This is a genomic window from Glycomyces sp. MUSA5-2, from assembly GCF_037034145.1.
Taxonomy (GTDB): Bacteria; Actinomycetota; Actinomycetes; order Mycobacteriales; family Micromonosporaceae; genus Glycomyces; species Glycomyces artemisiae.
The window spans coordinates 220,795-236,612 of sequence record NZ_JBAGKG010000004.1 but is presented as its reverse complement, the minus strand read 5'-3'; the positions used below and the strand labels follow the sequence as shown (position 1 = coordinate 236,612).

At 71.2% G+C, this 15,818-nt stretch carries 14 protein-coding genes and 1 pseudogene; 5 read left to right on the top strand and 10 right to left on the bottom strand.

From position 1 onward, the window contains the following. Positions 1–315: 315 nt before the first annotated feature. A complete protein-coding gene (locus WA640_RS14800) occupies positions 316–1,326 on the top strand; it encodes an MsnO8 family LLM class oxidoreductase (protein WP_335988605.1) in 1,011 nt (336 codons plus the stop codon). 33 nt (positions 1,327–1,359) lie between these two features. Here the strand turns inward: WA640_RS14800 and WA640_RS14795 are convergent, their stop codons facing one another. Next, positions 1,360–1,848 carry a lamin tail domain-containing protein gene (locus WA640_RS14795; protein WP_335988604.1) on the bottom strand — a complete coding sequence of 163 codons (489 nt, stop codon included), beginning with the start codon at positions 1,846–1,848 and terminating at the stop codon, positions 1,360–1,362. 382 nt (positions 1,849–2,230) lie between these two features. Here WA640_RS14795 and WA640_RS14790 point away from each other — a divergent pair, with 382 nt between their 5' ends. Beyond that, the gene (locus WA640_RS14790; RefSeq protein ID WP_335988602.1) at positions 2,231–2,686 is read left to right on the top strand and encodes a hypothetical protein; all 456 of its coding nucleotides are present in this window, start codon (positions 2,231–2,233) and stop codon (positions 2,684–2,686) included. Positions 2,687–3,011: 325 nt separating this feature from the next. Next, a complete protein-coding gene (locus tag WA640_RS14785) occupies positions 3,012–3,650 on the top strand; it encodes a hypothetical protein (RefSeq protein WP_335988601.1) in 639 nt (212 codons plus the stop codon). 138 nt (positions 3,651–3,788) lie between these two features. On the opposite strand, the gene WA640_RS14780 is transcribed toward WA640_RS14785, so the two are convergent. Both WA640_RS14780 and WA640_RS14775 read right to left on the bottom strand, forming a co-directional pair. Then, a complete protein-coding gene (locus tag WA640_RS14780; RefSeq protein ID WP_335988600.1) occupies positions 3,789–4,406 on the bottom strand; it encodes a GNAT family N-acetyltransferase in 618 nt (205 codons plus the stop codon). Between the two features lie 32 nt (positions 4,407–4,438). Beyond that, positions 4,439–7,177 carry an AfsR/SARP family transcriptional regulator gene (locus WA640_RS14775; protein ID WP_335988598.1) on the bottom strand — a complete coding sequence of 913 codons (2,739 nt, stop codon included), beginning with the start codon at positions 7,175–7,177 and terminating at the stop codon, positions 4,439–4,441. A 134-nt stretch (positions 7,178–7,311) separates the two neighbouring features. Between WA640_RS14775 and WA640_RS14770 the strand changes: the two genes are divergently transcribed. Then, on the top strand, positions 7,312–8,598 hold the full coding sequence (locus WA640_RS14770; RefSeq protein WP_335988596.1) for an MFS transporter: 1,287 nt from the start codon (positions 7,312–7,314) through the stop codon (positions 8,596–8,598). A 288-nt stretch (positions 8,599–8,886) separates the two neighbouring features. Here WA640_RS14770 and WA640_RS14765 read toward each other — a convergent pair whose 3' ends face one another. From WA640_RS14765 to WA640_RS14745, 5 genes and pseudogenes are all read right to left on the bottom strand, one after another. After that, positions 8,887–9,204 carry an antibiotic biosynthesis monooxygenase gene (locus tag WA640_RS14765; protein ID WP_335988595.1) on the bottom strand — a complete coding sequence of 106 codons (318 nt, stop codon included), beginning with the start codon at positions 9,202–9,204 and terminating at the stop codon, positions 8,887–8,889. A gap of 72 nt (positions 9,205–9,276) precedes the next feature. Then, positions 9,277–9,753, bottom strand: coding sequence for a hypothetical protein (locus tag WA640_RS14760; protein WP_335988594.1), 477 nt, complete (start codon positions 9,751–9,753; stop codon positions 9,277–9,279). 20 nt (positions 9,754–9,773) lie between these two features. After that, positions 9,774–10,148 carry a YciI family protein gene (locus WA640_RS14755; protein WP_335988593.1) on the bottom strand — a complete coding sequence of 125 codons (375 nt, stop codon included), beginning with the start codon at positions 10,146–10,148 and terminating at the stop codon, positions 9,774–9,776. 350 nt (positions 10,149–10,498) lie between these two features. Further along, positions 10,499–11,332 (bottom strand): annotated as a pseudogene (locus WA640_RS14750) (alpha/beta fold hydrolase); the annotation flags it as partial. A gap of 19 nt (positions 11,333–11,351) precedes the next feature. Continuing rightward, positions 11,352–12,209 carry an alpha/beta hydrolase gene (locus tag WA640_RS14745; protein WP_335988591.1) on the bottom strand — a complete coding sequence of 286 codons (858 nt, stop codon included), beginning with the start codon at positions 12,207–12,209 and terminating at the stop codon, positions 11,352–11,354. 284 nt (positions 12,210–12,493) lie between these two features. Here WA640_RS14745 and WA640_RS14740 point away from each other — a divergent pair, with 284 nt between their 5' ends. Further along, positions 12,494–13,468 (top strand): helix-turn-helix domain-containing protein, encoded by a 975-nt coding sequence (locus tag WA640_RS14740; RefSeq protein WP_335988590.1) that lies wholly within the window; start codon positions 12,494–12,496, stop codon positions 13,466–13,468. 27 nt (positions 13,469–13,495) lie between these two features. On the opposite strand, the gene WA640_RS14735 is transcribed toward WA640_RS14740, so the two are convergent. Both WA640_RS14735 and WA640_RS14730 read right to left on the bottom strand, forming a co-directional pair. Further along, entirely contained in the window at positions 13,496–14,140 is a 645-nt protein-coding gene (locus WA640_RS14735; protein WP_335988589.1) for a TetR/AcrR family transcriptional regulator, read from the bottom strand. 109 nt (positions 14,141–14,249) lie between these two features. After that, positions 14,250–15,269, bottom strand: coding sequence for an NAD-dependent epimerase/dehydratase family protein (locus WA640_RS14730; RefSeq protein WP_335988588.1), 1,020 nt, complete (start codon positions 15,267–15,269; stop codon positions 14,250–14,252). Positions 15,270–15,818: the final 549 nt, after the last annotated feature.

Here is a 15,818-nt window from a genome sequence, read left to right as displayed (position 1 = left end):
GCGAGGGCCGCCCCGCTGCCCGCAAACGGGCGCAGCAGCACACCGGCCACAGCGCGGCTGTTCCGCGGTCGCGATCGCCGTGGTCCTCAACGCGAGGACCTGGCTGGCGCCGCTTCCGCGATTGACTTCGCGACCGGGCGCCGCGTCAAGGGCACTGTCACCGAAGTCGCGGTCCGCACCGCCGCGTCGCATGCGCTCGAAGCGTTCCACCACGACCTGGAGACCGGCACTTGCGGGCCCAGACGGCCCGGTGAGACCGGGCACGATCAGTGTCGAGAGAGAAACATTCGCGAGCCCGCGGGTGTTGCGCGGCATATGAGGACTCCGCAACCACTTCGGCTCTCACTGCTCGATCGCGCCGTGATCGCCGAAGGCGAGACGGCTGCTGAGACCCTGCGGGAGGTGGTGAGGCACGCCAAGCAGGCCGAGGAACTGGGCTTCCACCGCTACTGGGTGACCGAGCACCACAGTGTCCCCGGCATCGCCGGTTCGGCGCCCACAGTGCTCGCAGCCGCGGTCGCGGCAGCGACCAGCCGCATTCGGGTCGGCACCGGCGGCGTGATGTTGCCCAACCACCGGCCGCTGGTGGTCGCCGAGCAGTTCGGGGTCCTGGAGTCCCTGTTCGAAGGACGCATCGACATGGGCCTGGGCCGCACCCTCGGGTTCATCCCGGCCGTCCGCGCGGCACTGGGCCACGACCTCGCCGAAGGCGACGACTTCGACGACCTCCTGACCGAACTCCTCGGCTATTTCACCGGCGAACAGCGGTCCCACCCGGGCGTGCACGCGCGGCCCGGCGAAGGGCTGCGCCCCGAACCCTTCGTCCTGGCGGTGGGATCAGGCGGCGAGTACGCCGCCAGGCACGGCGTAGGCCTGGTCATCGCCGCTTCGAAAGACTTCGCGGCCACACGCGCCAAGATCGACGACTACCGGCTCGGTTTCCGACCCTCCGCGTGGCGATCTGAACCGTACGTGGTCGTGGCGCAGACGGTCGCCGTCGCCGCGACCCGCGAAGCGGCCGAGGACCTGCTGCTCCCCGAGTACTGGTCCACCGCGCTGTCCCGCACCAAGGGCGAGTTCCCGCCGCTGCGGCCCTCAGCGGAGATCCGGGCGGCCGCGAAGACCCGCCGCGAGTCCACGTATCTCGAACAGGCGCTCGCGGGCGCGGTCTACGGGACCCCCGACGAGGTCGCCCCTCGGCTGGCGCGCCTGGTCGAAGCGACCGGTGCGGACGAGCTCCTCATCGGAACCACCTCCTACGACCGCAAGGCCCTGTTCGACTCCCACCGCCGCCTCACTGAACTCACCGGCCTCGCTAGCCACTAAGAGCGTGTCTCACATGGGTGCGCGCCGCGGAGCTCAGTGGAAGGTGACGTAGCCGTTGCCGTCGGCGTCATCGCGCGAGGGTTTGTAGGAGTGGGAGTCCGCGTTCGCGCCCGACGGCTTGTAGAGGTAGATGGAGTCGCCGGTGTTGTTCCAGATGAAGTTGCAGTTGTCCCGGTAGACGACGTTGTTCCCGTCCGAATCGCTGCCGTTGCCGCCGCGGAGCCGGACGTAGTCGCCGGGCTGGAGGTAGTGGTCGGCGGTGAACTTGAACTTGTTGCCGGCGGCGTCCTTCACCAGGTAGCCCCGGAGGTTGACCGTCGCGGTCTTGGAGTAGTTCTTGATGGTCACGTACTCCTCGGCGGTGTTCCCTCCCACGCAGCGGTTGTCGTCGGAGCCGGGCGCGTTGTACTGGATGCCGCGGATCTTGAGGGCCGACGAGTACTCTGTGGCGGAGGCCGGGGTCGCGGTGGCAACGAGGGTGGCGACGGCCAGGCCGACGACCAGAAGCGTCTTCTTAAGCATCAGAATGTCCTCATTGTTCTGAAATCAGGGGTGGGCTCGAATCGCATCTCGTGTGCATGTTCGAGCGACTGAGGATAAATATTAGCGCTTCTCGGAATTGCTGTGGGGACGCGTGCCTGCACCTGCCGCCGCCTGTAGCGCCTCTCGTCCAAGTCGAGAAAAATTCACTGTTTGTCTGACGACAAATAGCCGCCGAAGCCATCGAAACACTCACCAAGATGCAATGAGGAATAAAGGACTTTGCGCGCACCGGTCGGCGGTGGTTCACGGAGTCGTTTCCGGACGGGTGCAGAACGGATGCCGTTCGGATGCGGCCCCGCGGGACGGTGGTCCTCCAACGATCCCCATCAAATGCCGTACCGGCATTGGAACGGAGGAAGCGATGTTCGAGCGAATCAAGGCGTCCGGCAGGCGGGCGCTCACCATGCTGGCCCTGGTGGTCACGGCGACCGCGGGACTGGCCGTGATCGGCGGCTCCACCGCGAGCGCCGAAGACGTGGGCGCAGCGGCCTGGGAACTCGACTACGCCAAGAACACGACCATGTCCGGAAAGGACAAGGAATGCTCCACCGACAGCCCCTGGGTGTCGGTCTGCTTCCAGCCTTCCGGCGACATCTTCTGGGTGAGGGACAAGGAGGCGGACGGCAACCGGGTCGCCATCGAATGGCGCGACCTCTCCGGCAACCGGGTCGGCCGATGCACCGACACGCTCGGCGTCGCCGCAGACTGGACCAGCTGCAACAAGGACCTCCCCGAGGGCCACAACATCCAGTGGCGCGCAGGCCACTGGGACTTCGGCCAATGGAACTGGGACCGGGAGTTCACCACGTACGCGTGACCACCACCCCGGCTCAAGACCCGGCCCGGCGACCCAGCGCCGGGCCGGGCATATGAGTCCCGCCGATCCCACGCCTCAGCGTGCACGGTCGGACCGGTGCCAGGCCCGGCTCAGCCGCTGCCCTTCGGCCAGAACTCGGTATGGGTGGTGTAGTCGGCGGGGGAATGGGAGGCCCGGGTGCGGATGGTGGTGTCGGCGTCCGCGGGGCACGGCCGCGAGCGCGGCACGCAGGGCGCTCTGCGAAGGCACCGAGACCGCGACGGCCTCAACGGGATCCGCGCCAGAGCTCGCGGGCGGATGGTCGACGGCGGCTACTGTCGTTCCCATGGCGATGAGCTTCGATACCGGCCTCCAACTCGCGGGGGTCGTCGTTGCGGCGGCCGGCACGTACTACGCCTTTCGTCAGTACCGCCTTGCACACACCACACAGCGGGAACGCGGGGACGCTGATCGCGACGGGGGAGCGGTCGAGTTCTTCACGCTCAAGCGACACCCCGATACGACGGGCAAAGTCGTCGCCTGGTGCATCATTGCCGCCAGCGCCGTGTTCGGCTTCTGGAGCCTGGAGAGCTCCGAAAGTGATATGGAAAGCACGATCGGGGCCGTTATTGCTCTGGCGGGCATGCTCTTCGGAGCACGGATGATCGACAGCGCAGACGACACGATCGGAGTCGAGCTCAACGAGGCCGGCATGGTCGTGCGACGGAACTACGAACGGCCGCGTGAATGGCGAATCGCTTGGGATCAGGTCGACCATGTCGCCATAGTGCACAAATACTCCACCGAGCGTGTGGTGGTGGCCGTGCTGAAGCCGAACAGCGGCTTCGTTCCCGGTATGCCGCAGGAGCGGTATTCGAGCCGAGACGGCGGATACGAGATGTGCGATCTTCGGGAGGCAAAGCCTTCAGAGGAAGCCTTCCTGGAGGCGTTGCGGCGCTTCTCCGGCGGGGACGTCAGGAAGTGAGCGATCGCGGCTCAGCGCTAGGAGCGGGTGGCGATGGCGCATCCGCCGCAAACGGTTACCCAATGCGTCCACACGGCGGCCCTCCGGCGTGCGAGCGCTGAATCGTTGCAACGCGGACCGTCCGGACGGTCGGCCGCGCTATCTGAGCATGGCGACGGGCGACGCGTTCGGGATGCCGTCGATGGGGGCGATTTCGCGGAAGCCGAAGCGCGCGTAGAGGCGTCGGTTGTCGGGAGTGGAGGACTCCAGATAGGACGGCAAGCCGGTGCGGTCGACGTACTCCAGGCGGGCCCGCAGCAGCGCCGACCCGACGCCGAGCCCCTGCTTCGCGGCACCGACGCCGATGTCCGCCAGGTACCAGTGCGGCTCGGCGGGGCGGTGGCGCTGGAGGCGGTGCTCCATGGTCATCGCGCGGGGGATCCCGGCGGCGCCGAACGCCTTGAGGAACAGCGGCATCTGGGCGAGCTCCCGGGTGAGCGCGCCGCGGCGCGCCTCGGGCGACTCCCAGGCGGCGACGCCGATGATCTGCTCGTCGCCCTCCCGGCGGGCGACGTCCACGGCACCGCGCGGCCCCGGGCCGGACCGCAGGACCGCGGTGAACAAGTGCGTCAGCTTCCGCTGCCGGTCCGCTTGGGCGGGAAGGATGCTGAGGGCGACGGGATCGTCGGTGAAGGCGTCCGCGAGGACCGCGGCGGCGGCCGCGAATTCCTCGGGTCGGGCGGTCGTGATCGCGATCATCGGGGTGTCGGTCTCCATGGATCGGCGGTTGGACGGTCGGCACCGCCGCGTCAGGGCAGTGCGTCCAGGGCGGCGCGGACCTCGGCGGCGTCGCGGTGGCCGAGTCGGTCGAGGATCTCCAGGGCACGCCGGTAGTGGCCGCGGGCCGTGCCGGAGTCGCCCATGGCGGTGCGGTTCTCGGCCAGGTGCACGAGGGTGTCGGCGGCCCGGTACCGGTTGCCTTCGGGCCCTTCGTAGAACGCGAGGGCCCGCGCGTAGCAGTCCTCGGCCTCGGCGTGCTCGCCGCGGGCGGCGTAGACGTAGCCGAGGCTGTCCCAGCAGACGGCGAGGCCGTCGCCGTTGCCGAGCTCGCCGTACAGCCGCAGGGCCTCGCGGCAGCGCCGCTCGGCCGCGTCGTACTCGCCGACCTGGGCGAGGCTCCAGCCGATGTTGTTGAGCGAGTCGGCCTGCCCGTTGCGGTCGCCGAGCCGCTCGTACCGCTCCAGCGCGGCGACGTTGCACGCCGCCGCGTCCCGGTGGCGGCCCTGGAGGTAGTCGATGTAGCCGCGGTTCTTCAGGATCGCGGCCTCCCCGTTCGCGTCGCCGATCTCCTCGAAGACGCCCAGCGCCAGCGCGAAGCGGGCGCGCGCCTCGTCGAATTCGTGGAGGTGCCCGTGGACGCGCCCGATCTTGCGGTGCGAGACCGCCTGCCAGCGCCGGTTCCCGAGCCGCTCGGCCGCACCGAGGGCGAGCGCCTCGATCTCCATCCAGGTGCGCCACCGGTTGCGGCGGTGGAGGGTCTCGCCGACGGTCCACACCAGCGGCCACAGCAGGTCGTCCCAGCCGCGGTCCGCGCACCGCCGGACCAGCGCGAGGATCGCGGCGGTCTCGGTGTCGAACCACTGCTGCGCGTCGGCGGAGGTCTTCAGGTCCGGGAGCGTGACGCCGGGCCCGGCCTCGGGCAGGTCGATCGGGGGCCGCCCGGGGACCAGCAGCAGCGTCGCCGCGTGCGCGGTGTGCATGTGGTGGAGGACGAGCCGCCGCAGCGCGGCGTCGCGGCGCCGGGGCGGGTCCGTCAGCTCGGTCAGCTCGACGGCGTACGCGCGCAGCAGGTCGTGCGTGTCGTACCGGCCCGGGGCGGTCTCGGCGGCGAGCTGCGTGGCCGCGAGCTCGTTGAGGAGGCAGGTCGTCTCGGCGGCGGGCCGTCCGATCAGGCTGGCGGCGGCCTCGACGCCGAGGGACGAACCGGGGGCGAGTGTGGTCAGGCGGAACAGCCGCGCGGCGTCGCGGCGGACGGACCGGTAGGACCACGACAGGATCGCGCGGACACCGGTGTCGGCCTCGCCGGTGTCGAGCGCGTCGAGCCGGTAGCGCCCGAGCAGATGGCGGGCGAGGTCGGCGAGGGGCAGCGAGGGGTCGGCCTCGGCGCGGGCGGAGGCGACCGCGAGCGCCAGCGGCAGTCCCGCGCACGCGTCGATGATCGCCTGCGCCGCTTCAGGTTCGCGTTCGAGCGCGGCGGTGCCGAGGCGGGCGGCGAGCAGCCGGTGCGAGTCCCGGGCGTCCATCGTCGCCAGGCCGACCGAGACGGCGCGGTGCGAGACGAGCAGGCCCGTCAGCGAATTCCGACTGGTGATGAGCGTCAGGGCGCCGCCGGTCCCGGGGATGAGCGGGCGCACCTGGGCCGTGTCGCGCGCGTTGTCGAGGACCACCAGAATCCGCAGGTCGGCGGTGACGGTGCGGAAGAGCCCGGCGCGGGCGTCGAGCCCCTCGGGGATCTCGCGGGGCGGCACGCCGAGCGCCTGGAGGAACCGGGCGAGCACGTCGGCGGGGTCGGTCGGGGCGGCCTGCGGGCTGAACCCGTGGAGCTCGGCGTACAGCTGCCCGTCGGGGTACTCGCCCGCGATCCGGTGCGCCCAGTGGATCGCGGTCGTGGACTTCCCGACGCCGCCGGTGCCGGTGAGCACGCGCACCGGCCGGTCGGAGCCGGTGAGCCGGTCCAGCGCGTCGTCGCGGCCGATGAAGACCGCGGGGCCGGCGGGGAGCTGCCTGGGGACGGTCGGCGGCGGCGTGCGCGGCGGGAGCGCCGACAGGGCCCGCCCGGCGAGGAGGTCGGCGTGGAGCCGCCGCAGGTCCGGCCCGGGGTCCGCGCCGAGGGCGTCCGCGAGCGCGGCCCTCGCCGCGTCGAACCGGTCGAGGGCCTCGGCGCCGCGCCCGCTGCGGTCGAGCGCCACCAGCAGCCGCGTCCACAGCGTCTCGCGCAACGGGTGGAGCGCGACCAGCCGCTCCAGCTCGGCCACCGCCGCCTCGTGGCGGCCCTCGGCCAAGTCGAGGTCCACGCGCCGTTCGACGGCTTCGAGCCGCAGCGCCTCCAGCCGCGGCGCGACCGTGCCGGTGAGCCAGTGGCAGCCGATGTCCTCGAACGCCTCGCCCCGCCACAGCGCGAGCGCGGCCTCCAACTGCGCGCGGTCGCCCGCGGCCCGCGCCTGCCGCTCGAACCGGGCGGCGTCCACGTCGTCGTCGCACGCGTGGAGCACCAGCCCGTGCGGGCCGCCGCCGATCCGGTCGGCGCCGATGAGGTCGCGCAGACGCCCCGCGTAGGTCTGGAGGGTGCGCCGCAGGTGGCCGGGCTCGCCGTCGTCCCAGATCGCCTCGCCCAGGCGCCCGTAGGGCACCACGCGCCCCGGCGTGAGCGCGAGGATCGCGAGCAGCGAACGGAGCCGCCCCGCCGTCACTTCGACGGTCGCACCGCCGCGGCGGACCGCGAGCGGACCCAGGAGTCCGATCGTGAGCTCGTCTTGGGAATCGTCCATGGTGTCCGCCAAGCCTAGGACCGCAGCACGAACTGCGTACAACGTACCCCCTAGTGTCGCGAACAGCGGCCGGGACCAGGCATGAGGCGCCCGTGAGAGCCGGATGACGCGCGCCGGGGGTCCCATTGGTCCCGATGAACGGCAACGGTACCGGCGCGGCCCCGCCCGGGCGGCGACACGAGAGGCGCACAGGCCCCGGCAGGACGGGGTTCCGCGAGGTCTTCGCGAGCGGCGAGTTCCGGGTCCTGTGGCTGGCGCAGGCCCAGTCGCGCATCGGCGACCAGCTCGCCCGCGTGGCGCTGGCGCTGCTGGTGTTCGACCGGACGTCCTCGGCGGCGATGACCGCCCTGGTCTACGCGCTCACGTTCCTCCCGCCGCTGCTGACGGCGCCCCTGCTCGCCGGGCTCGCCGACCGCTACTCGCGCCGCACCGTCATGGTCGCGGTGGACCTGATCCGCGCCGTCGTCATCGCCCTCATGGCCGTGCCCTCGTTGCCGCTGCCGGTCCTCATGGTCCTGGTGACCCTCGCGACCTGCCCGCAGCCGCTGTTCTCGGCCGCGCGCAACGCGACCCTCCCGCAGGTCCTGCCCGACGGCCGATTCGCGGTCGGGATGAGCGTCATCACCGCGACCGACGGCCTCGCCCAGATCGCCGGGTTCACCGTCGGCGGGCTCCTCGTCGCCGCCACCGGCGACCCGCACCTCGTCCTCGCACTCAACGCGGGCACGTTCGCGCTCTCGGCGGGCCTGCTGCGCTGGGGCATCGGCCCGCACCGCCCTGAGCCCTCCGACGAGACCGGGCGCGGCGGGTTCGCGCTCGCGGGCGTGCGGCACGTCCTGCGCGACCGCACGCTCCTCGGGCTCGCCTCACTCATGTGGATCTTCGGCTGCTTCGTGGTCCCCGAAGCGCTGGCGGTCCCCTATGCGGCCGAGATCGGCGCCGGCGAGGAGGCCGTGGGCTTCCTCATGGCCGGCGACGTGATCGGCATGGCCGTGGGCGCGGTCGCCTTCGCCAAAACCGGGGTCCGTTGGCGACGACGGCTGCTCGTCCCGCTCGCAGCGGCGACGGGCCTGCCGCTCATGGCGACCGCGCTCACTCCCGGCGTCCCGGCCACGGTCGCCCTGTGGGCCGCCGCCGGGTTCCTCGGCACCTACATGGTGATCGCCCAGATCGCGTTCACCGGCCTGGTCCCCGACCACATGCGGGCCCGCGCCATCGCGTTCGCCTCGGCGGGCCTCCAGACCGCGCAGGGCCTCGGGGTCCTGTTCGGCGGCCTGCTCGCCGAGGCCCTCCCTCCGTCCTCGGCGATCGCGGTCAGCGCCGCGGTCGGGACGGCCGCCGCGCTCACCGTCGGCATCGCCGCCCGGCTCGGCCGCGTCGACCACGAAGCGCCCGAACCTGCTGCACCGGTCCGCTCATGAAGGCGCGCGACGACAGCGGGGACACCGGATCTGCCGCACCGAGACTCCCGCCCCGAACCCGGGGCGGGTCCGCCGAGCAGGGGAGGAGGTGCGCCATGCGAGGACGCGACTACTAGTGCCCGGCCGCGGGCGGCTGTCGTGGGTTGACACCGTCCGGCGGCTCCAGCTGCCGACGGCGGGCCGACGCCGCGGCCTTTGGGGGCACTCCCCGTCCGCGACGCTGTTCCCGCGGACGCAGATCGGCGGCCCGCCTCATCGAGGCGGGCCGCCGATGTCGTGCGCGGGCTTCTAGAAGCCGCCCGCGGCCAGGACCTCCCGGTGGACGACGGTCCGGTCGTAGTCGACCAGGACCGCCTGCGCCTCGGGTTCGACCACGGCCGTGTCGAACCGCTCGCCCGCGAACGAGCGGATCTCCTCGATCGACTCCCAGAACGTCAGGACGACCAGCTCGCGGACCGGATCGCCCGCGGCGCCGCCCAGGGCGAGGTGGGCGCCGCGGAAGCCTGGCTGCCTACCCAGCTCGGCGAGCAGCACGTCCTCGAAATAGCGCTGGTAGGCGTCGGCGCCCTCTTCGGTGGCCCGCGCCGACCAGGTCCGCAGGATCATCCCGGTGCTCCGTCTCTCAGGGGGTGTGGACAGCATGATCACTCCTCGTCTCGTCTCAGGGCTCTCGGTGCGTCACGTGACGAAGACCGCCGCGATGCAAGGGCCCGTGCTGATATCGGCCGCCCCGATGCTCGCGCCGACCGCTCCGCCGCCGGCGGCGCCCGCGGCCGTCGCGGTGACGCCACCGGACGCGTCGGAGGCGAACTCCTCCACGACCAGGCCGGGCGGGTCCCCGGCCAGCTCCTCGACCGCGGCCTGGACCGCGCTCTCCGAACCCTCGCAGACGAATTCCATCGCTCCGGCGGCGTCCCCGGCGTTGACCGCGTCGACCAGGTCCACGATGACCTGCTCGACCGGTGTGGACGCCGCGACGCCTGAGCCGCTGCCTCCGGAGTCGACAGGGGCGGACGTCTCGTCGGCGGTCGCGGCCGCGGTGTCCCCGATGCCGCCGTCACTGCTGCCGCCACCGCTCTGCCCGCCGCACGCGGCGAGCACGAGGCCCGCCGCGAGCAGGCAGGCGCCGAGCGGGAGCAGCTTCGCGTGCTTCATGATCGGCACTCGCCTGACGACTACTCGGGCGCCTCTTGCAGCGCCCGGACCTCGATCCGCGAACCCAGCGCGGCCGAGGCCTGCTCCGCCCAGCCCAGCGCCTGCTCCTGGTCCGGGACGTCGATGATCCAGAACCCGCCGACGTACTCGGCCGCCGTCACGAACGGCCCCGGCACGCGCACGGGCACGTCCCCGGTGGCGTCGACGGTGACCGCCGTCGACGGCGGCTGGAGGCCGCCCGCGGAGACGAAGGCCCCTGCCTTCTCAAGGCCGCTGTTGAACGCGCCAACGGCGTCCATCATCGCTTGCAGCTCAGCGGGATCGATATCCTGCATCGACTCCATCGTCGGCTCCTCTTCGGACCCGTGCGGGACGGTGAGGAAGTACTGGGGCATGACGCCGCTCCGTTCTGTTCACTGGAAAGATCCCCGAAGCGAGTCCGAGACTCGCCGGGCTCTGAAAGTCAAGAGCCGACCGCTCTCACACCCGCCTCAAACCGACCTCATCCCAGCTCACGGCCTATATCCGGCCCACCAGTCAGACCCTGCTGCGCTTGAGTGGTCACAGCGCCGGGAGGATCCTGCCCGCGACCTCCCTTAAGCCGATGCGCGTCCTGTCCGAGCAGTGCGCGGTCGCGCTGATGACGACCTCGTCGCCGTCGACCACGACCGTCCACTCCACTGCATCCGAGACGGGGCCTGATCGGCCGGTCCCGTCTCGGAGGCATCATGGGGCGCTGGCGAGGTCAGGGCTTCCAGCCGTTGACGAATTCCAGCAGGTCGGTGTTGAGCCGTGCTTTGTGGGTGTCGGTGATGCCGTGGGGCGCGCCCGGGTACACCGTCAGGGTCGCGTCCGCGATGATCGCGGCCGACGCGATCCCGGCGGTGCCGATCGGCACGACCTGGTCGTCGTCTCCGTGGATGATCAGGGTCGGCACGTCGAAGCGTCGCAGGTCCTCGGTGTGGTCGGTCTCGGAGAACGCCGCGATGCAGTCGTAGGCGGCCTTGTGGCCGGCGGCCATGCCGGCCAGCCAGAACGCGTCCTGCATGCCTTGGGAGACGTGCGCGCCGGGCCGGTTCGCGCCGAAGAACGGCCCGGCGGCGAGGTCCTTGTACAGCTGTGAGCGGTCGGCGAGCGATGCGGAGCGCAGTCCGTCGAAGACCTCCTCGGGCACGCCGTCGGGGTTGCCGGGGCCGCGCAGCATCAGCGGCGGTACCGCCGAGATGAGGCCGGCCTGCGCGACGCGTCCGGTGCCGTGGCGGCCGATGTAGCGGGCCACTTCTCCGCCGCCGGTGGAGAACCCGATCAGGGTCGCCTCCCGCAGGTCGAGTGCGTCGATGACGGCTGCGAGGTCGTCGGCGTAGTGGTCCATGTCGTTGCCGTCCCAGGTCTGGGCGGACCGACCGTGGCCGCGCCGGTCGTGGGCGATGACGCGGTAGCCCTGGGAGGCCAGGTGCAGCATCTGCGCCTCCCACGAGTCGCTGTGGAGGGGCCAACCGTGGCTGAAGGTGACGGGTCTGCCGTCGCGGGGACCCCAGTCCTTGTAGTAGAGCCGGACGTCGTCTGCCGTGGTGATGAAGGGCATCGCGAAGGTCCTCTCAGGCGGTGAAGCGTCGGATGAAGTTGAAGCTGATCGCGGCGACGTCGCTCCAGCCGTGGTCGATGGTCAGGGAGTGGCCGCGGCCCGGAATCTCGGTGAACTCGGTGATTCCCGGGTTGTGCTGCTGCCGTTTGAATTCGGCTTCGGTGATCGCCCGCGGGACGGTGTTGTCGCGTTCGCCCGAGATGATCAGCAGCGGCCCGCGCTCGGGGTTCTCGATGTCCACTTTGGCCTCGGTCCAGGGGTTCACGTTGGCCGTGGCCGCTTGGAACAGCGGCGCTCCCGGCGCCGGGACGGCGAAGGCGGCGAAGAGCTCCTTGGCCTCCTCCTCGGTGACCGCGTTGGCGAATCCGTACCGGAACTGGTCGAACGTCAGCGGCACGGCCCGCCACCAGTTCGCCGGGTTGGCGATCACCACCGACGCGACCCGCAGCGCCGAGACCGGCAGCGGCAGCACGCCGCGGAACGGGGCGGCGTCGACGGCCACCGTCGCAGCGGACAGGCCGCGCCCGGCGAGGATCTGCGCCAGAAGGCCGCCGAACGAGTGCCCGATGAGCGCGGGTTTCCTGTCGAGCGCCTCGATGATCTCGTGGTAGTGGTCGGCGACCTGCCCGACGGTCTTGCCCGCGAACACTTCCGGGTGTTCGTTGGCCTCGTCGACCGTCTCGGGATCGTCCGGCCATCCGGGGGTGAGGGCGACGTAGCCCTCCTCCTCGGCCAGGGCCGCCCAGCGGTCCCAACTGCTCGGCAGCAGCCACAGCCCGTGGATGAAGAGGATCGGGGTGCGACCGGACTTGTTGGCCCGCTCGATCTGGTCCACCGTGTGCCGGGGGATGTCGTGCTCATGGTGAGGCATCGGTCTTCGCTTTCTCCATAGTCGATTCCGTCATCCTGAACGCTAGGTCGAATCAGGGCTGAAAGTCCTGCTCAGGGATGCAACGGGCCTTGCCCGTCCGGCACGGATGCGCGGGCGCCGAAGCCGCCGCGGCGCAGGCCGGGCACGGTCCTGGATCGCGGGATGTGCTCAGCGTGCACGGCTTCGGGCCGCGGCTGCACAGGGCCTCGCAGTGTCCGGAGTCCGCTTGCGCTGGTGCCTCGGGCCGTGGTTCAGTCGTGAGAGGACGATTGCGAGGTGCGTCGATGACCGCGGTGTGGAACTCCCGTGACGTACCCGGACCGGAGCGGGCGAGCGCCGTCCGGGAGGCCGTCGGCAGTCAGGTGGTCCGGGTGGACATCGACCTGCCCGACGATCCCCGGGACATCGACGTCGGCCTCAACCTTTCACACGCCGGACCCGTCCAGGTGCTGACGGTGCGCTCGATGGCGACCACTGTGACCAGAAGTCCCCGCCTGGCCGGCGACGCGACCGAGCCGCAGCTGTTCGTCACGGTGCAGGGCCGCAGCGCTTCGGCGATGTCCCAGCACGGCCGGTACGCCCGCTTGGAGCGAGGCCAGTTCGCCGTCTACACCACCACCAGCCCCTACACGCTGATGTTCGACCACGGGCTCGACGCGCACTTCTTCCGCATCCCCCTCACCGAACTCGCCCTGCCGGAAGCGGCCCTCCACGAGGTCGCCTCGCGCGCCCTCGGACCCGGCAACCCGGTCGCCGGGCTCGCCGCCTCGTACCTCGGGCAGCTCGCCGACAACCCCGATCTGCGGTCCCCCGCCGTCGCGACCGCGCTCGCCCAGCCGACCATCGACCTCGTCCGTGCGGCGCTGCTGTCCAGCATGGCCGACCCCGCGCTGGGCAAGGAGGCGATGCAGACCACGCTCGAACTGCGCATCCTCGAATACCTGCGATCGCACCTGGGCGACCACACCCTCAACGCCGCCCGGGTCGCCGCCGCCCACCACATCTCCGTGCGCCACCTGTACAACATCCTCGGCAAGGCCGGCATCGGCCTCGGCGACTGGCTCCGCACCCAGCGACTCGAAGCGTGCCGACGCGAACTCGCCCAACCCCACGCACGCCACCGCACCATCGCCTCGATCGCCCACCAGTGGGGCTTCGCCGACGCCACCCACTTCAGCAGAGCCTTCCGCGCCGCCTACGGCATGACCCCGCGCGACTGGCGAGACCACAGGACCCGCCCGACGCCACCGCTCACCTAGCCGGTCGCGCGACAGGGCGGCTTTCGATCAGAACTGCTTCCCGGCACCCAGGAGCGCGGGGATGTCGGCGGCCGTCGGCGGCGGTCCCGGCAGGGAGGTCTTCCCTTCCGCGCGGAGTCCGTCGAGCAGCAGCGCGAGGTAGCGACGCCAGACCTCGGGATGCACGGTGCGCCCCATCGCATACGCGGGCCCGAGCAGCGCGAACACCGCGGCGATGTCCTCGGCGACCGCGTCCGCGCGGATGGCTCCGGCCTCGTGAGCGCGGTCGAACAACTGCCGCACCGCCGCAACGATGCGGGGCCAGATCTGTGCCTGCGCCTCGTAGTCCCCTTGTCCGGTCAGGGTCTCGTAGAGACCGCGATCGGCCGCCTGGCGTGCTGCGACGCACTCGAAGAACTGAACGAGCCCGGCCCAGGGATCGGCGACTTCGAGCGCCTCATGGGCATCGGTGACGATCTGCTCCGTCGCGCCCCGCAGGACTTCGGCGGCGACGGCCTGCTTGTTCGGAAAGTGGCGGTAGGCGGTACCGGTGCCGAGGCCGGCATGGCGCGCGATGTCATCGAGCGTGGCACCGAAGCCGCGTTCGGCGAAGACCTCGCGTGCCGCCTCGACGAGGCGTTGCCGGTTCCGCACCGAATCGCGCCGTGCCGGTCTGCTCTCGGAGGTGCTCATGCTGCGATCCTGTCATCCTCCTCGGAGACCCTCGGCGGCGCGATGCCGACCGCGGCCGGCATCCACCAGGTCCGGACGGACCGGCCCGCAACACGAGCTCCCGGCATCCTCACGACGCCGCACCGTGGGCGATCAGGCTCCTGGCGCAGTCCACAACGGTCTCCTCGGCCGGACGCGGCACCCAGCCGAGCACCTGCTCCGCCTTCGCTGTGCTGTGCCTGTTCCGGCGCCCCAGCGAAATGGTGATCGCCCGCAACGACGGGTCGAAGACCGACGCGATCCGCACCACGAGATTCGGCAGCACCCGAGTGGAGACCTTCGCGGCTGCGTCGCCGAGCCGGTCGTGGAGCACCTCGGCGATGTCCCCCATCCAGATGAACGGGCCGGTGCCGAGGAAGCGCTGGCCGGCCGCCTCCGGCGAGGTCATCGCACGGAGGTGCAGATCGACCAGGTCGCGCACGTCCACGACTTCGAGACCGATCCGCGGCGCACCGGGCATCGTGCCGCGGAGCATCCTCTGCACGATCGCGGCCGTGCCGACGTTGTCGGCGGTCAGGACGGGGCCGAGCACTGCTCCAGGCAGGACTGTCGTCAGCTCCGTCGCGCCGGGGTTCGCGGCCATGTAGTCCCACGCCGCCTTCTCGGCGATCGTCTTGGACCGCCGATACGCGGGCAGCGAAGGGCTGTCGACCGTCCACAGCGTCTCATCCGTCACCCCCTCGACGGCGTAGGACGCAGGGCTCGCCGCGTTCGCCGCCGAGGTCATCACGACACGCTTCACGCCAGCGCGGGCCGCCGCCCCCAGCACCCGCAGCGCGCCGTCGCGCGCGGGCACGATCAGCGCCTCGGCATCCCGCGAGCGCTCGTCCCCGAGCGGCGAGGCGACGTGCAGCACGAAGTCGATCCCGTCCATCGCGGCGTCCCAGCCCTCGTCTTTCAGCAGGTCGGCATGGGCGAAACCCAGTCGATCGCCAGGATCCACCGCAGACGCCACCGCGGCCCGGACCACCGCCTCCTTGCCGGACGACCGCACCGTCGTCCGCACGTCATAACCGCGCTCCAGCAGCGCCACGATCGCCCACCCGCCTACATACCCGGTACCGCCGGTCACCAGGACTTTCTCGCCCATGCCCCTCACTCCTCATATTCGGAGATCATCTCTCCGTTTCGAGTCTACCATGAAACGGAGAGAGCATCTCCGATAGTGACCGCCCAGGCGGCCGTCCACGGTCGTGGTGGCGGCCGGGACTCGGCGAGGTGATCGGTTCACGCGTCCCGGCTTCATGGCCGCGTTCGCGACTGCTTTACGAGTTCTGTCCACCGGGGAGGGTAAGGACGGCGAGCAGGCCACCGGCACTGGAGCGGTCGAGGTGGAGATCGCCGCCGTGGAGGTGCCTGTTGTTCGGCCAGGGCCAGACCGAGATCTGACCCGGCGCGGGGGTGCTCCCCGCGGGTGAAGCGCTCCTTCATGGCCTCGCGCTGGTGTGCGGAGATGCCGGGCCCGTCGTCGGCGATGGTGATGACCGCGCCGGGGCGAACGGAGGGGGCTGGAGGGACAGTGAAGGCGTGACACTTGTTCGTGTCACGCCTTGGATGTCTTGTTTGACCTGGTAGTGGAGGTATAACTCCGCTTCGGTAGCCCGGGCGGGCTATGACGCTAACCCACACCCATATGACC

Bases quoted from the DNA above. Each gene is read 5' to 3' on its own strand.
- WA640_RS14800 (WP_335988605.1), top strand. From the start codon at position 316: ATGAGGACTCCGCAACCACTTCGGCTCTCACTGCTCGATCGCGCCGTG.
- WA640_RS14795 (WP_335988604.1), bottom strand. From the start codon at position 1,848: ATGCTTAAGAAGACGCTTCTGGTCGTCGGCCTGGCCGTCGCCACCCTC.
- WA640_RS14790 (WP_335988602.1), top strand. From the start codon at position 2,231: ATGTTCGAGCGAATCAAGGCGTCCGGCAGGCGGGCGCTCACCATGCTG.
- WA640_RS14785 (WP_335988601.1), top strand. From the start codon at position 3,012: ATGGCGATGAGCTTCGATACCGGCCTCCAACTCGCGGGGGTCGTCGTT.
- WA640_RS14780 (WP_335988600.1), bottom strand. From the start codon at position 4,406: ATGGAGACCGACACCCCGATGATCGCGATCACGACCGCCCGACCCGAG.
- WA640_RS14775 (WP_335988598.1), bottom strand. From the start codon at position 7,177: ATGGACGATTCCCAAGACGAGCTCACGATCGGACTCCTGGGTCCGCTC.
- WA640_RS14770 (WP_335988596.1), top strand. From the start codon at position 7,312: ATGAACGGCAACGGTACCGGCGCGGCCCCGCCCGGGCGGCGACACGAG.
- WA640_RS14765 (WP_335988595.1), bottom strand. From the start codon at position 9,204: ATGATCCTGCGGACCTGGTCGGCGCGGGCCACCGAAGAGGGCGCCGAC.
- WA640_RS14760 (WP_335988594.1), bottom strand. From the start codon at position 9,753: ATGAAGCACGCGAAGCTGCTCCCGCTCGGCGCCTGCCTGCTCGCGGCG.
- WA640_RS14755 (WP_335988593.1), bottom strand. From the start codon at position 10,148: ATGCCCCAGTACTTCCTCACCGTCCCGCACGGGTCCGAAGAGGAGCCG.
- WA640_RS14745 (WP_335988591.1), bottom strand. From the start codon at position 12,209: ATGCCTCACCATGAGCACGACATCCCCCGGCACACGGTGGACCAGATC.
- WA640_RS14740 (WP_335988590.1), top strand. From the start codon at position 12,494: ATGACCGCGGTGTGGAACTCCCGTGACGTACCCGGACCGGAGCGGGCG.
- WA640_RS14735 (WP_335988589.1), bottom strand. From the start codon at position 14,140: ATGAGCACCTCCGAGAGCAGACCGGCACGGCGCGATTCGGTGCGGAAC.
- WA640_RS14730 (WP_335988588.1), bottom strand. From the start codon at position 15,269: ATGGGCGAGAAAGTCCTGGTGACCGGCGGTACCGGGTATGTAGGCGGG.